This is a genomic window from Ferrimonas sp. SCSIO 43195, assembly GCF_023716685.1.
Classification (GTDB): domain Bacteria; phylum Pseudomonadota; class Gammaproteobacteria; order Enterobacterales; family Shewanellaceae; genus Ferrimonas; species Ferrimonas kyonanensis.
The window spans coordinates 3272423-3287492 of sequence record NZ_CP072679.1 but is presented as its reverse complement, the minus strand read 5'-3'; the positions used below and the strand labels follow the sequence as shown (position 1 = coordinate 3287492).

14 protein-coding genes and 1 riboswitch are annotated in these 15070 nt (G+C 55.7%); of the genes, 8 read left to right on the top strand and 6 right to left on the bottom strand.

Annotated elements, in window-relative coordinates; all coding sequences use genetic code 11:
* The first annotated feature begins 99 nt into the window (after positions 1-99).
* Positions 100-417: a cytochrome c3 family protein gene (locus J8Z22_RS15340; protein WP_371877979.1), complete on the top strand. Its 318-nt coding sequence runs from the start codon at positions 100-102 to the stop codon at positions 415-417.
* Positions 418-481: 64 nt separating this feature from the next.
* Here the strand turns inward: J8Z22_RS15340 and bcp are convergent, their stop codons facing one another.
* Both bcp and J8Z22_RS15330 read right to left on the bottom strand, forming a co-directional pair.
* Entirely contained in the window at positions 482-949 is a 468-nt protein-coding gene (gene bcp / locus J8Z22_RS15335) for a thioredoxin-dependent thiol peroxidase (protein WP_252006975.1), read from the bottom strand.
* A gap of 7 nt (positions 950-956) precedes the next feature.
* Positions 957-1499 (bottom strand): glycine cleavage system protein R, encoded by a 543-nt coding sequence (locus tag J8Z22_RS15330; RefSeq protein WP_028112284.1) that lies wholly within the window; start codon positions 1497-1499, stop codon positions 957-959.
* A 267-nt stretch (positions 1500-1766) separates the two neighbouring features.
* On the opposite strand from J8Z22_RS15330, the gene dapA reads away from it, so the two are divergent.
* From dapA to J8Z22_RS15315, 3 genes are all read left to right on the top strand, one after another.
* Complete coding sequence (dapA, locus tag J8Z22_RS15325) at positions 1767-2645, top strand: 4-hydroxy-tetrahydrodipicolinate synthase (RefSeq protein ID WP_252006974.1); 879 nt, start codon at positions 1767-1769, stop codon at positions 2643-2645.
* Positions 2646-2658: 13 nt separating this feature from the next.
* Entirely contained in the window at positions 2659-3744 is a 1086-nt protein-coding gene (bamC, locus tag J8Z22_RS15320; RefSeq protein WP_252006973.1) for an outer membrane protein assembly factor BamC, read from the top strand.
* 624 nt (positions 3745-4368) lie between these two features.
* Complete coding sequence (locus J8Z22_RS15315) at positions 4369-5817, top strand: DUF3360 family protein (RefSeq protein WP_028112287.1); 1449 nt, start codon at positions 4369-4371, stop codon at positions 5815-5817.
* A 60-nt stretch (positions 5818-5877) separates the two neighbouring features.
* Here J8Z22_RS15315 and astB read toward each other — a convergent pair whose 3' ends face one another.
* The gene (astB, locus tag J8Z22_RS15310) at positions 5878-7218 is read right to left on the bottom strand and encodes an N-succinylarginine dihydrolase (protein WP_252006972.1); all 1341 of its coding nucleotides are present in this window, start codon (positions 7216-7218) and stop codon (positions 5878-5880) included.
* A gap of 342 nt (positions 7219-7560) precedes the next feature.
* Between astB and topA the strand changes: the two genes are divergently transcribed.
* Positions 7561-10224: a type I DNA topoisomerase gene (gene topA, locus J8Z22_RS15305; RefSeq protein WP_028112289.1), complete on the top strand. Its 2664-nt coding sequence runs from the start codon at positions 7561-7563 to the stop codon at positions 10222-10224.
* 84 nt (positions 10225-10308) lie between these two features.
* Here the strand turns inward: topA and ribB are convergent, their stop codons facing one another.
* Complete coding sequence (gene ribB / locus J8Z22_RS15300; protein WP_252006971.1) at positions 10309-10956, bottom strand: 3,4-dihydroxy-2-butanone-4-phosphate synthase; 648 nt, start codon at positions 10954-10956, stop codon at positions 10309-10311.
* 135 nt (positions 10957-11091) lie between these two features.
* A riboswitch (FMN riboswitch) is annotated at positions 11092-11239 on the bottom strand.
* A 180-nt stretch (positions 11240-11419) separates the two neighbouring features.
* Positions 11420-12178 carry a hypothetical protein gene (locus tag J8Z22_RS15295; protein WP_028112291.1) on the bottom strand — a complete coding sequence of 253 codons (759 nt, stop codon included), beginning with the start codon at positions 12176-12178 and terminating at the stop codon, positions 11420-11422.
* Positions 12179-12329: 151 nt separating this feature from the next.
* On the opposite strand from J8Z22_RS15295, the gene cysB reads away from it, so the two are divergent.
* On the top strand, positions 12330-13304 hold the full coding sequence (gene cysB, locus J8Z22_RS15290) for an HTH-type transcriptional regulator CysB (protein WP_028112292.1): 975 nt from the start codon (positions 12330-12332) through the stop codon (positions 13302-13304).
* 104 nt (positions 13305-13408) lie between these two features.
* Here the strand turns inward: cysB and queD are convergent, their stop codons facing one another.
* A complete protein-coding gene (gene queD / locus J8Z22_RS15285; protein ID WP_028112293.1) occupies positions 13409-13768 on the bottom strand; it encodes a 6-carboxytetrahydropterin synthase QueD in 360 nt (119 codons plus the stop codon).
* Positions 13769-13881: 113 nt separating this feature from the next.
* Between queD and J8Z22_RS15280 the strand changes: the two genes are divergently transcribed.
* Complete coding sequence (locus J8Z22_RS15280; RefSeq protein WP_028112294.1) at positions 13882-14094, top strand: hypothetical protein; 213 nt, start codon at positions 13882-13884, stop codon at positions 14092-14094.
* A gap of 24 nt (positions 14095-14118) precedes the next feature.
* Positions 14119-15024 (top strand): bifunctional methionine sulfoxide reductase B/A protein, encoded by a 906-nt coding sequence (locus tag J8Z22_RS15275; protein ID WP_252006970.1) that lies wholly within the window; start codon positions 14119-14121, stop codon positions 15022-15024.
* Positions 15025-15070 lie beyond the last annotated feature (46 nt).

The following is a 15070-nucleotide window of genomic DNA, read 5'->3' as shown; positions in this document are numbered from 1 at the left end:
TTTCAATTGCGTGGTTGATGGCGATCAACTAGGTTAATTGGGGATAAAAAAAATGGGGCGGGTTTTTCACTGCCCTGACAGCGTGTGAGGATGAGATAAATGTTTAAGAAATTATTGTGCCTATTCTTTGGTATGGGTCTGGCATTCAGTGTATCTGCTGCCGATGTCATTGCCGATATGCATGCAGAGATGTCCGGTTGTGAAACCTGTCATGCCGATGGTGCTCCGTCTGAAGACGGCGCCTATGAAGCGGCTCAGTGTGCGGATTGTCATGGCGGCCTGGCCGACATGGAAGCGCCACACCCGGCCCACGACGGTATGCTGGAGTGCACCGACTGTCACATGGTGCATGAGCAGGAAGTGGGTCAACACCCAACCTGTGATGCCTGTCATGATGACGGCCGCACCGCTAACTAAGTTGGTGTGACAGTAAAAACCCGCCGATTGGCGGGTTTTTTTGTGCGTGTCTGAGTGTTGAGACTCAGTGAGCCGCCAGATAATCCAGCACCACCTGATGGTGATCCTTGGTTTTAAACTTATTGAACAGGTGCTCGACTTTGCCCTCTGGGCTGATCAGGAAGCTGAGACGGTGAATGCCGTCGTATTCCCGTCCCATGAATTTCTTCAGTCCCCAGACACCAAAGGCATCGGCGATGGCATGATCTTCGTCGGAGAGCAGATCAAAGTTGAGATTGTCCCGCTCGATGAACTTAGCCAGCCGTTTAACCGGATCTGGACTGATGCCCAGCACGACGGTGTTCAGGGCTGCCAGTTCGGCCTTGGAATCACGCAAACTGCAGGCTTGAGTGGTGCACCCTGGAGTCATCGCTTTCGGGTAGAAGTACACCAGCACCCGTTTGCCGGGGAAATCGGCCAGGGAAACGACGTCGCCGTGTTGGTTCTTGAGTTCGAATTGTGGGGCATCCGCGCCCGCCTGTAATGGATTCATGATGTCCCTAATTGGTAGTTTCGTTGGTATCCATCCGTCTGATACGGCAATCCAGTGTCATCTGTTCACCCAGAGTGGTCAGTTGCTGCTCCAGATGATCGATGTCGGTGTTCTCCGGAATATTAATGAACAGTTCCAGTTGCTGCAACGCTTTGCCATCTTCTGCGGTGCCTGCATGAGTTCGCATGCCGGCAAGATCCTGCCCCAGGTCGGCCAGACACTGGGTGACCTGGCGCATGGTGCCGCGGCGGTCTTCGCCGGAGTATTCCACTGCCAGGCGGGCGATGTGCTGCTGCGGTACGTGTTCACTGGTGCGTTTGCTGATGGTCAGCAGATCCAGCTGTGCCGCCTTTGCGGGCAGCTCATTTTCCATCAGGGCGATGGCGGCATAACTGCCGGCAACCAGCATGATGAGATTAAATTCGTTGCCATAGGTAGCCATGCGGCTGTCAATGATGTCGCAGTCGCAGCTGGCGGTCAGTTTAGCCAGTTGGTTGACGATCCCTGGGCGGTCGGTGCCCATTGCCGTAACCGCAAGATATTGGGTCATGGTGGTCCTTTCTTGGCAGGTGATTGAAGGCCATCGAATCGATGCAAGTCGATCATGCTAGCACAATAAATTTACTCTATGGATGAGAATAACTTATGAGTCCAGGTTATCCGAAACCGGAAGGGGACGGCGGCAGCCCTGTCAGGGGTCGAAATCAGGATGAGGAAAATCCATCGGATTAAGCTCCGTCTAACCGGCCTCCATCCCTTGTCAATGCTGGTTGGCACAAGTACCATAGCTTGTTCAAAGGTCTAGGGATTTCAGAAGATGTTTAGCGGAAGTATAGTAGCGCTGGTGACTCCACTACTGGCGGATGGCGCCGTAGATTATGTCGCTCTTAATGAGTTGGTTGAGTTTCATATTGAGCAGGGTACCGATGCCATTGTCGCGGTGGGCACCACCGGAGAATCCGCGACCCTGAATCCCGACGAACATATCCAGGTGGTGGCGGCCGTGGTCAAGGCGGTGGCCGGGCGCATTCCTGTGATCGGCGGTGCCGGTGCCAATGCGACCGCCGAAGCCATTGAGTTGACTCGTCGTTGTGAGGCCGTGGGCGTGGATGCCACCCTGTCGGTAACCCCCTATTACAACAAGCCAACCCAGGCTGGGCTGATCGCTCATTACAGTGCCATCGAGGCGATCGCGACCAAACCGATCATCCTTTATAACGTACCGGGCCGCACGTGTTGCGACCTGTTGCCGGAAACAACCGCCGTGCTGGCGAAACTTCCCGGGATTATTGCAATCAAAGACGCTACGGGTGACTTGAGCCGGGTGCCAGTGTTGCAGCAGCTGTGTCCGGATGACTTTTTGCTGTTCAGTGGGGATGACCCGACCAGCATGGAGTTCATCGGCCTCGGTGGCCACGGCGTCATTTCTGTCACCAATAATGTGGCACCAGCCTGTTTTAAGGCGATGTGCGACGCCGCTGCCCGCGGCGATATGGCGGCGGCTAAAGCCAGCAATGACAAGCTGATTGGGCTGTATTCGGCGCTGTTTGCCGAAGCCAATCCGATTCCGGTGAAGTGGGCATTGGCGGAGATGGGCAAAATGCCACTGGCAACCTTGCGTTTGCCGTTAACTGAATTATCTGAAGCGCACTATGATACGGTGCGTCACGCGTTGGTGCAGGCCGGCGTGCTATAAAAAGGAAAAAAGAATGAAGCGAGTTTTACTAGGAGTGTTGGTAGTATCTGCACTTGCAGGATGCAGCACTCCGCTGGAGCGGCGTCAGGCCAGTGGCAGCTACGATTACACCACTCAGCCTGAACCGGTTCCGATGAAGGTGCCTAAGCAGTTGAAAGAGCCTGCCATCAGTTCTGAGTATCAGCTGCCTGGGCCAACCACAGGCAGCCAGGCCATGGGCGCCCGCGTCGACGTTCGTCCGCCGCTGCAGGTATTGCCTTTGGCACCGGGCACTCGGCTGCAAGAGGGCGCAGACAGCGTTACCGTTCTGATTGAAAACCAGTTTGAAGACATCAACCTGAAACAGGAGATGCTGGAGAACCTGACGAAATTCCTGGCTCACAAGTCAATTCCGGTCACCGACACCGACAACAGCGCCGGTGTTCTGAAGACCGACTGGATCGAGACGGTGGAGGAGTTCGGTGGTTCTATCTGGGGTAAAGACGAGTACCGCCTGCGTCAGCGTTATCAATTTAATATCGAAGTGAAGGACAACGGTCGTACCGGGGCCCTGACCATCGAGCTGACGGACCACGAAGAGTTGATCGATGAACAGGACCAGGACGTGGTTCTGACCGACTCGGATAAGCGTCGTTATTCCATTGATATGCTGAATAATGCCATCTCTTACATGAACTTCCAGCGAAAGCAGGAGCGTAAGATACGTCAGATTCAGGATTCTGAAGGCATGGAATTGTCGTTGGGTAAAGACGCCGACGGCAACGCCGCATTTACCGCGAACGCCGAGTTTGAGCGAGTCTGGAGCCGCTTGGACAAGGTGCTGCCTGTACTTGGCTTTACCGTAAAGGATCTGGATAAGAGCCAGGGCACCTACTACGTCGACTACGATCCCAACCAGGGGTTCTGGGCCAGCCTATGGGGTGATAACGACCTGCTGGCGCTGAAATCCGGGGCTTACCGAATTAAGCTTAGCGAAGAGGGTGGGGTCTCCGCCCTGAGCTTCCAGGATGCCGACGGTCAACCGCTGGATGATGAGCTAGTGACTTCCTTGTATGAGCAGTTTGCTCAGTACATGAAGAAGAACGCCCGCTCGTTGTAACTCGGTGGCATAGTCATCCCAACGCCCGGCAATTGCCGGGCGTTTTTGTTGCTGGCGATCATCGCGGTTTGTTGATGGTGCAGGAGTTGAGCACGCCGCCGAGCAAATGTTAATCAATGTTCCTTTTTGTGATCGCGCTCGGGAAAAATTCCTCTACCCGAGCTGGGTCACAATAGCGTGGTTTATTGATGGAGTTAGCGTCCATTAAATCCCTCCTATAATTGTCTTGGTGTGCAGCCGATCACGTTTTGCCGGAACCCGTGACGCCTTCGGCAGTTGAAACTTTTTCACGCAACAATCCGGTTACATCGGCGCGGCGTAATGCACTGATATACCTTCCATTATTGATGTTTTGTATGGGTTGCAAACATTTCTTTATGCATAATTTAAGCTGGTTGTAATATTCTGATTTTAAAGCTGTATTTTTTGTTTGTTGTTGTTTTTTCTGCTTTCGAAGCGTGACAGGGATGGAGATTTTTCGGCATTTGGGTGGGTTTTGCAGGGTTTGATTTGCAGAATTTGCCTACATAGAATTCGCCGATAACGAAAACGAAATGCAGGCGCCTTGTTGAATTTGCGTGAGCGTCTGTTTCGACAATGTTGGATTAACCGCAGGGGTTATCGATGTCAACGCAATCCTCCTATCAACAGCGGCGAAAGCCCGCCAGTGAGTTTGAGTCCAGAGACAGCTATCTGGAAAACGAGCTGAGTATCATGAACTTCAGGCGCTGGCGCCTGCACCTTCCTTTCCGGGATTTCGGCATTGAGCTGGAAGATCTGGTGCCGGCCCTGGCCGCTACCATCGGCAAGGTGGTGATGGTGACTGCCATGGCGGCGGCGTTTGCCACCCAGTTTGGCCTGTCGGCAGAGTTTGTCGCTGAAAACGTGCGCTACGAGTTGCTGATCGCCGGGGTGCTGTTTGCCGTAGTGTTCTCGGCGCTGCTCAATCCCAACACCAACCTTGCCGGAACTCACGGGCCGATGATTCCGCTGATTCCGTTGATTGCGGCAGCCGGGGGCCATCCACTGGCGCTGGGGATCATGGTGGGCGTGTTTGGCTTACTGCTCAGTTTCAGTAAAGGGGGCTCCAAGTTGGTGACTCTCAGTGGAGAAGGGGTCCGGGGCGGACTGCTGATCTACTTGGGCGCCATGGGACTGGTGGGCCAGATTGGCAAACTGGAGCTGTGGTCCGAAGGGATCGGCATGGGCTTTGTCTCCTTTGGGGTGATTTTCGCGACCGTGGTGATTTACGCCTATCTGGCCCGGGTGCAGAAGCGCTGGTTGGCGATTCCCTTGTGCTCGTTCCTGGCTGGCGTCGTGGCCTATGCCATGGGCACGCCGTTTGAGTTTGTCACCGAGCCCGGGTTGCCACCGATGAGTCCGACCTTCTGGTGGGGAGAGACCACAGGTTGGAAGCTGGGTTGGCCGGATCTGAACCACTTTATCGCGGTGATCCCATTTGCCATTCTGGCGGTGGCCATGTGGTCTCCGGATTTCCTCGGTCATCGTGTGTTCCAGGAACTGAACTACCCCAAGAAAGCCAAAGGGGTACTGATGAACGTCGACGACACCATGACCGTTTGCTCCATTCGTCAGATTGTCGGCTCTGTTCTTGGTGGCGGTAACCTGGCGTCTTCCTGGGGCACCTACATGATTCCCGCGGCCATCGCCAAGCGCCCGATCCCTGGCGGCGCCCTACTCACCGGTGTGATGTGCGTGCTGGCGGCGGTGCTGGGCTATCCGATGGATCTGGCCATGTGGGAACCGGTATTGCGGGTGGCGCTGCTGGTGGGGGTGTTCCTGCCGTTGTTGGAAGCGGGCATGCAGATGGTTCGTGACAACCAGAGTGCTCAGAGTGCCGGCGTGTGCATGTTCTCCTGTGCCTTTGTGAACCCGGTCTTCGGTTGGGCATTGACCATGCTGCTGGACAATATGGGCCTGATTGGCGACAAGAAGCGCAGTGCATCGCTGTCCTTTGCCGACCGCGTGGTGATTCCGCTGATCGCCTTTATCGTCTGTGTGGGCTCCCTGGCGCTGGTAGGGCAGTTGCCTGGCATTCCTGCCATTCTGTAAATTGGTAACATAAAAAAAGCGGCTGTGGGGGCTCCACAGCCGCTTTTTTGTGCCTGCGATTCAGTCGCGCTGGAAGGGGTAGACACTACCCAGGTTGAGAATCTGGGTCAGCCGATCCAGGGCGGTCAGTGACTCCTCCAGCAGGCTTGGGTCGCGAAGGTCGTTCAGTGTCAACTGATCGCGGTAGTGGCCGTTGACCCAGTCTTGCAGGGCTTGGTGTTGCCCCGCATCCAACAAGGTCGCCTGGTTTACCGCCGCCAACTCGGTGTCGGTCAGTGCCACCCGTAGGCGCAGGCAGGCGGGACCGCCGCCGTTTTGCATACTTTGCTTAACGTTATAAAACAATACGTTACTTATGGGGTTGGCGGCGGCGACCAGGGATTGCAGGTACTGATTAACCTGAGCGTTGTCCTGACACTCTGTGGGGGCAACAATCACCATTTCGCCGCTGGGCAGAGTCAGAATCTGAGTGTTGAACAGGTAGCTGCGAACCGCATTGTCGATGCTGACCTGATCGGTACCGACGCGAATGAAATGCAACTCGCTGTCACCGAATTTTCGTTGAATCTCCGCCAGTTTTGCCTCGGTGTCGAGGAAAGCCTGTTCATGATAGAACAGCACGTTCTGATTGCCGACGGCGATGACGTCGTTGTGAAAGACCCCCTGATCGATGACGTCAGGGTTTTGTTGCAGGTAAACGGTGCGGGCATCGTCCAGTTGGTGCAGGCGGGCCACGGCCTGACTGGCTTCCAGCGTTTGCCGGGCCGGGTAGCGCTGTGGTTTAGGTTGACTGGGATCCGAGCCGTGTTGACCGAAGACAAATAACTGCACCCCCGCTTGGCCGTAATCCCGGCACAGGCGGGTGTGGTTGGCCGCGCCTTCATCGCCGAACATGTCGTGGGCCGGTAGGGCGGCGTGATGGTGGAAATGATCCGCATGATTAAAGGTCGCGCCCAGAATGCGTCCGGTGACGTCATGCTCGATGGCGCGGTGGAACTTGTTGACCAGGTTGGCGGGGGTGAAATGCACCTTGTTGTCGCGGCTGTCGGCACTGGGGGAGACGGTGGCGGCATTGGCGGTCCACATGCTGGACGCGGAGTAGCAGGCCATCAGCAGATGCGGTGCGGTGTCGTAGGCTTGCTGCAGTATCTGACCGTTACTGCCGGAAAATCCCAGGGTTTTCAAGGTATGGATGTCCGGGCGCTGCTGGGGAGCCAGTACGCCTTGGTGCAGGCCCAGTTGCTTCACTGACCACATTTTTTCTAACCCTTGCAGGGCTGCCGCTTTCGGATTTGAAACCGCCTGAGCGTTGGATTGGGAGGCCACATTGCCAAAAGAGAGACCGGCGTAATTATGGGTCGGGCCTACCAGGCCATCGAAGTTGGCTTCAAATGCACGCATGAAAATTCCTTATTTTATTTATAGTTGAGGTCCTGAATCCGATGGGGAAACCGGCAAGCGGTCCGGGATCGGGAAGTCAACAGTATAAAGAGGAAACTGTGATGGACAAGGGGAAAAATTGCCTCCGGCGTTTACAATTGCATAACTATTACTTGCGTTGAGCGCGGCATTGCATTAGTAATTTTTTTAGGTGCGTTTTTAGTCCAAAAAAAATTTGTTGGACAAAAATCGACTAACTAGTGGCTTGAAAGCGGGGCAAAGCTTGAAACTGGCGGATGTTCCCTCTATATATGGAGCCACTTTATTTGAATCAGCTTGTTAACAGGTGCCTATTCCTCCGTCATGGCTAAATCACTGGTAATTGTGGAGTCGCCCGCCAAGGCGAAAACCATTAACAAATATCTCGGCAACGACTTCATCGTAAAGTCGTCGGTGGGCCACATTCGTGATCTTCCGACTTCCGCCAGTCAATCGACCTCGTCAGTGCCGGCCAAGCCCGCTGCCGAAGTACGAAAGATGTCGCCCGAAGAGAAGGCAGAATACAAGCGCAATCGTGAATACCAGGGCTTGATCGCCCGCATGGGCATCGACCCCGAGCACGACTGGAAAGCCAACTACCAGGTGCTGCCTGGCAAAGAAAAGGTGGTCAAGGAGTTGCAAACTCTGGCTGCCAAGGCGGATCACGTCTATCTCGCAACGGATTTGGACCGCGAAGGGGAAGCCATTGCCTGGCACCTGCAACAGGTGATTGGCGGCGATGACGAACGTTATCGCCGGGTGGTGTTTAACGAGATCACCAAAAGTGCCATTAAAGATGCCTTCTCCAACCCTCTGGAGCTGAACCAGGCCCGGGTTAATGCTCAGCAGGCCCGCCGATTCCTCGATCGGGTGGTGGGCTTTATGGTATCGCCGCTGCTGTGGAAGAAGATTGGCCGCGGCCTCTCCGCCGGCCGGGTACAGTCGGTGGCGGTTCGCTTGCTGGTGGAGCGTGAGCGTGAGATTCGCGCCTTTGTGCCGGAAGAGTTCTGGGATCTGCATGCCGACCTGAGCTGCGCCTCCAGCGACGCCTTGCGGATGCAGGTAAGCCGCTATCAGGGCGATAAGTTGGCCCTGACCAACGAAACCCAGGCCAAGGCGGCGGTGGCGGCACTGACAGCCGCCTCTTACACTGTCAGTGGCCGGGAGGATAAGCCCAGCAAGAGCAAGCCCCAGGCGCCGTTCATCACCTCGACCCTGCAACAGGCGGCGAGCACCCGTCTGGGTTTTGGGGTGAAAAAGACCATGACCCTGGCCCAGCGCCTGTATGAAGCCGGTTACATCACCTACATGCGTACCGACTCAACCAACCTCAGCAAAGAAGCGGTGGCCAACTGCCGCGACTATGTGACCGAGTGGTACGGCAGCGAGTACCTGCCTGACTCCCCTAAGGTGTATGGCAGCAAAGAGGGCGCTCAGGAAGCGCACGAAGCGATTCGTCCTTCCGATGTGACCGTTAAGGCCGACAGCCTCAAGGGAATGGAGCGAGATGCCGAGCGACTGTACGACCTGATTTGGCGCCAGTTTGTTGCCTGCCAGATGACCGAGGCCAAGTACGACTCGACCACCTTGACCGTGGTGGCCGATGACTATGAACTCAAGGCCAAGGGCCGCATCATGCGTTTCGATGGCTGGACCCGGGTACAGCCGCCACTGCGCCGCAAAGGGGAAGAGGATCTGATCCTGCCGCCGGTCAAAGTTGGCGACAGCCTGAGTCTGAAGCAGTTGGATCCCAAGCAGCACTTCACCAAGCCACCGGCCCGCTTCAATGAAGCGTCACTGGTGAAAGAGCTGGAGAAGCGAGGCATTGGCCGTCCGTCTACCTACGCGTCCATCATCTCGACCATTGTCGATCGGGGCTACGTAAAGGTGGAAAATCGCCGTTTCTTTGCCGAGAAGATGGGCGAGATCGTAACCGACCGACTGGTGGGGAACTTTGAAAATCTGCTCAACTACGACTTTACCGCCGGCATGGAGCAGACCCTGGATAAAATTGCCGACGATCAGCGCGACTGGAAACAGGTGCTGAACGAGTTCTATGGCGAGTTTACCGAGCGTCTTGATCATGCCGGGTTGCCCGCGGAAGAGGGCGGTATGGTCGGCAATGAGATGGTGCTGACCGACATTCCGTGCCCAACCTGTGAGCGCCCCATGGGGATTCGTACTGCCACCACCGGGGTGTTCCTGGGGTGCAGTGGCTATAATCTGCCGCCGAAGGAGCGCTGCAAGACCACCATTAACCTGACCCCGGGAGACGAAGCGGAAGCGGTGTTGTCCGGTGAAGATATGGAAACGGAAGCGCTGCGTAGCAAGCGTCGTTGTGGTGTTTGTGGTACCGCCATGGACAGCTACCTTATCGATGAAACCCGTAAGCTGCATGTGTGTGGTAACAACCCCAACTGCGATGGTTATGAAGTCGAGCAGGGTACCTTTAAAATTAAGGGCTATGACGGTCCGATCATCGAGTGTGATCGTTGCGGTGCCGACATGGAACTGAAAAACGGCCGTTTTGGTAAGTACTTTGCCTGCACCAATACCGAAGCCTGCAAAAACACCCGCAAGCTGCTGAAAAGCGGTGAAGTGGCGCCACCGAAAGAGGACCCGGTCCAGTTGCCGGAGTTGGCTTGTGAGAAATCCGATGCGCACTTCGTGTTGCGAGACGGCGCTGCCGGGTTGTTCCTGGCGGCCAGTACCTTCCCGAAGAGTCGTGAGACCCGGGCTCCTAAGGTGGAGGAGTTGGTGCGTTTCAAGGACCGCATCTCGCCGAAGTTCACCTACCTGACCGAAGCGCCGGCCAAGGATCCTGACGGCAACCTGGCGGTGCTGAAGTTCAGCCGTAAGACTAAAGAGCAGTACGTTGCCACCGAAGTCGATGGCAAGGCCACCGGCTGGACCGCCAAATACGTGGATGGTAAGTGGGTGGAAGAGCTGGCGAAAAAGCGCAAGCCGGCGGCAAAGAAGAAAGCCTGATTTTGCTGATCCTAAGCCAATAAAAAAGCCCGCTGCCATGCAGCGGGCTTTTTTTAGGTCTTGAGAACGCCCTAAAGAGCGAATTTACGCACTTTGGCGCTGTTGCAGGGCCAGGTGCTGCACAATGTCTTCGATGCTTAGCAGCGGCATTTGATGAGCTTTGGCGAATTTCACCAGTTCCGGCAGGCGCATCATGTCGCCGTCGTCATGGGCGACTTCACAGATGACGCCGGCCGGCTTGAGTCCGGCCAGTTGCATCAGTTCCACCGAGCCTTCGGTGTGGCCGCGACGGCTCAGCACGCCACCGGGGTTGGCTCGCAGCGGGAACACATGGCCCGGGCGAGCCAGATCACCGGGTTGGCAGTGATCGGCGACGGCGGTGCGAATGGTGGTGACCCGATCCGCTGCCGATACGCCGGTGGTGACGCCCACCTTGGCTTCGATGGAGACGGTGAACGCGGTGCCGTTCTGGCTGGAGTTGTGGTCGACCATCGGCGGCAGCGCCAGGGCGTCAGCCCGTTCATGGGTCAGGCACAGGCAGACAATGCCGCTGCCGTGGCGAATGAGCAATGCCATCTGCTCTTTAGTGATGGATTGAGCGGCATAGACGATGTCGCCTTCGTTCTCCCGATCTTCGTCGTCGACCAGAAGCACCCCCTGGCCCAGTTTAAGGGCGTCAATGGCGGCGAGTACGCGTTGCTCGGCTGTGCCGGCAAGTAATGGCTGATTCATGGCAGTTCCTTTAATAATACAATGAGATACCAGAATCAGGGCATAGGAGATTACCCGGGCAAGGTGCACAGGTAAACGGGCCCGCTGCGAGTGCAGCGTTGGCCTTGCAGAGACACCAGCAATGAGAGATGGCGCCCTTATCCTCTTTCATCCGGACTGTAACCGTCGGCTCTGGTTTCGCACCAGATCTGCTGACCCCACCACCAGGTGGGCGCTCGCGGGCTCACTCCCGATAAGGAAGTTTACCGCCGGTGGGGAGTTTCACCCCGCCCTGAGAATAGTTGCCCGAAGGCACCGCCATGCTACTCCCGCTGAGGCAGCGGCACAATGGACAAACCGGCAAACGACTTGATCAGAAAACAAATTCGCGGCAAAGATCTCAGATTGGAACCTAAGCCGACGGGTTAACGCCAGGGGGAACACAGGAAAGCAGGCCGGAGGGTTCCGGCCCGAGTGCGGGGAGTTACCACTTCTTTTTTGGTTGGAACAGTTCGTCCAGATCGTCGGTGCGCTTCGGTTTGCTGGTTTCCACCGGCTGCTTGCTGCCTTCGATGGTGTCGAGCAGTTCGTTGGTTTTGGCCAGCATTCGAGCGCGGTAATCCGGAGAGGCCAGCACCTGGTTATTGAGGGCCAAGGTGATTTTCGACAGCAGCATCTTGGCCGAACCGTGCTGGCGAGCGTTAACCAGGTTACGGGCCCGGTTGAGCAGCACCTCGATGTGGATGCGCAGCTGCAGTTTGTCGATCTTCAGTTCTTCGTCGGTAAACACATCGGCATTGATGCGGCCTTTATTGTGTTCATTGCGCAGCACCGGCTTGAGTTTTTTCAGAGTCTGGATCAGTACCAGAGTCTGTTTCTCGTTGCTGGGCAACTGAAACAGGTCGATGCTTTCCTGTCCGGCGTTGGAATCCTGAAGCCCCTTTAGCTGGGCCATGGTCTGGGCGATGCGAGAGTCCATGTCAGTGTTGGCCGGACTCATCTGCTTGGCGGTCTTAAGGGCATCGAGAATGCGCTGATTCAGTGTTTGCAGCAGGGCATTGCTCATGGGCAGCAAAGCGGCCTGGGAAAGGATCTCTTCGGACTCTTCGATTATGGCCCGCTGGCGAGCCAGCTCTTTCCGCCGATTGGCTTCTTTAGCTTCGTGGTGCTGATAGACCAGATTGATGGCGATGATAACCAGCAGGGCAATCAACACCATAACGACAACGGCAAAAAATGACATGCAATAGCAAAGAGTTAGAATTTTTGTCAATGTTACACTATTGTCCAGTGAGTTGCATCTTAACGGATACGGCTTTGCTATATTCCATTTGCGTTTTAGAACCATCGGGTTTATAACTTTATGGTATTAGAGACAAGGGTTTGACAACAACATGAAGCTTCAACAGTTGCGCTATATCGTCGAGGTGCTGAACAACAACCTCAATGTGTCTGCTACCGCAGAGAGTCTGTATACCTCTCAGCCGGGGATCAGCAAACAGGTGCGGATGTTGGAGGATGAGTTGGGCATTCAGATCTTTGGCCGCAGCGGCAAGCACCTGACCCATGTGACCCCCGCGGGTCAGCAGGTGATCGATATCGCATCCGAGGTATTGGGCAAGGTCGAAAGTATCAAGAAGGTCGCCCGGGAGTACACTCAGCCTGATCGTGGTGATCTGATCCTGGCCACCACTCATACCCAAGCCCGCTATGCGCTGCCCGAGGTGATTCGTGGCTTTATCGAACGTTACCCTCAGGTCAATTTGCACATGCATCAGGGGACCCCGGATCAGATCTGCGAGATGGCGGTACGTGGTGATGCGGATTTTGCCATTGCCACCGAAGGCATGAACATGTTCCATGATCTGCTGATGCTGCCCTGCTACCACTGGAACCGATCCATTGTGTTTCGCAAGGATCATCCGTTGGCATCGAAAAGCACGGTCAGCCTGTCGGATGTGGCCGAGTGCCCGTTGGTGACCTACGTGTTTGGCTTTAACCGCAGTAGCGCTTTGGAGCGAGCGTTTCACAGCAATGGTCTGGAGCCCAGGGTGGTGTTCTCCGCCACCAGCGCCGACGTGCTGAAGACCTACGTCCGCCTGGGGTTAGGCGTCGGGGTGATGGCGACCATGGCCATAGATGAAGTGGAAGATCAGGATCTGGTGGTGGTGGATGCCAGTCACTTGTTTGAGCCGAACACGACCAAGATTGGCTTTCGTAAAGGCAGTTTTCTACGCAGCTATATGTATGAATTTATGGAAAGGTTTGCCCCTCACCTGACTCGGGAGCGGGTCGAGCAGGCGCAGTTGCTGCGGGATCAGCAACAGGTGGATGAGATGTTCGCAAACATCGAGTTGCCGATGCGGTAAAACCGAATAAAACTAAAGAACCATTCGAAATTTATCTGGTCTTAATCATCGGCTGGAACCTAAAAAAAGCAGCCATTGGCTGCTTTTTTTGATTCAAGGGGAGGTTAGCCGCGGTAGCGACATCCGGAAGTGCAGGTTTCCTTGATCTCCACCATCGACAGCTGTGGCAGTGTCGGTTTGAGTTCATTCCAGATCCACCGGGCCAGCACTTCGCTGGTGGGGTTCTCCAGGCCAGGGATCTCATTCAGGTAGTAGTGATCCAGGCGATCGTAGATGGGCTTAAAGGCCGCTTTGAGATCGCCGAAGTCCATTATCCAGCCGGTGTGCGCGTCGACCTCTCCACTGATGTAGATGCGCACCAGGAACGAATGACCATGCAGCCGGCCGCACTTGTGTCCTTCAGGAACATTCGGAAGGTGGTGTGCGGCTTCAAAATGAAACTCTTTGTAGATTTCAGTAGACATAATGGACTCCGTAAAAATGCGCCGGAAGTTTGGCACGGCGACGAGAGTGATGCAACAGCGAATTGTTTGCTATCGTAGGCACTCAGGGAGTGACATCTAATAAAGGAAAGATCATGAAAAAATTGCTTTTGGGCACACTGACGATTGTGGTGTTGGCGGGATGTGGACAGCCTGAAGCCAGCTGGGTACATGATACAAAGGACAATCAGGGCTTTATGACAGATCGAGACCGTTGTAACGGTGCTATCGATGACAGTCAGGCCGATTTCAAAGGGCGCTTTGCCGCCTGCATGGAACGCGCAGGTTGGCGGCTCGAGGCGCATTAACGCCCCCAGGGTGAGGAGCGCAGCATGCCACGACGACCATTGACCGATGAGGAGAAGCGGGTACTGGAGCATAAAGCCACCGAACCCCCATTCTCCGGTCGATTTTTGAACCACGACAGCGGCGGGTGCTACCGCTGTCGTAAGTGCGATGCGCCGCTGTATCGCAGCGAATCCAAGTTTGACGCCGGTTGTGGCTGGCCCTCGTTTGAGGTGCCAGTGGAGCAGGCCGTGACCGAGGTGGTGGATGCCGACGGTCGACGAACCGAGATTCTGTGCAGTCAATGCGGTGGGCATTTGGGGCACGTATTCCGGGGAGAGCGCTTGACCCCGGCCAATGAGCGCCATTGTGTCAATTCACTGAGTCTGGCATTCCGGCCGGAGTCGGATTCCACGGTCGCCACCCTGATGCTGGGGGGGGGCTGTTTTTGGTGTATTGAAGCGGTGTTCGAGCGGGTCAGGGGGGTGAGCCGTGTCGTCAGTGGTTACGCCGGTGGCAGCATTGACAGCCCCAGTTATCAGCAGGTGTGCCGAGGTGATACCGGTCATGCCGAGGTGGTTAAGATCAGCTATGACCCGGCAGTGGTGGATCTGGACTCGTTGCTGGAGCTGTTTTTTGCCAGCCACGACCCGACCACGCTGAATCGACAGGGGGCCGACCGAGGCACTCAGTACCGTTCCATTGTGATTTGTGAGGAAGAGGAGCAAGCCGAGCGGGTTCGTCGCTATGTGCAGCGACTGGAGGCCAGTGGCGCCTTTGCCCAACCGATCGTCACCGCGGTGGAGTCGGGACACGATTTCTATCCGGCGGAATTGAGCCACCAGCAGTATTATCAGCAGCACCAGAGTCAGCCCTATTGTCAGATGGTGATTAATCCCAAGGTTGCATCGGTATATCAGCGGTTTGCCGACAGGATGAAAGGCGATGAATAGACTAAACTGGTGACAGGCACTGGCCACAGCAACAGAATTGCCAGGG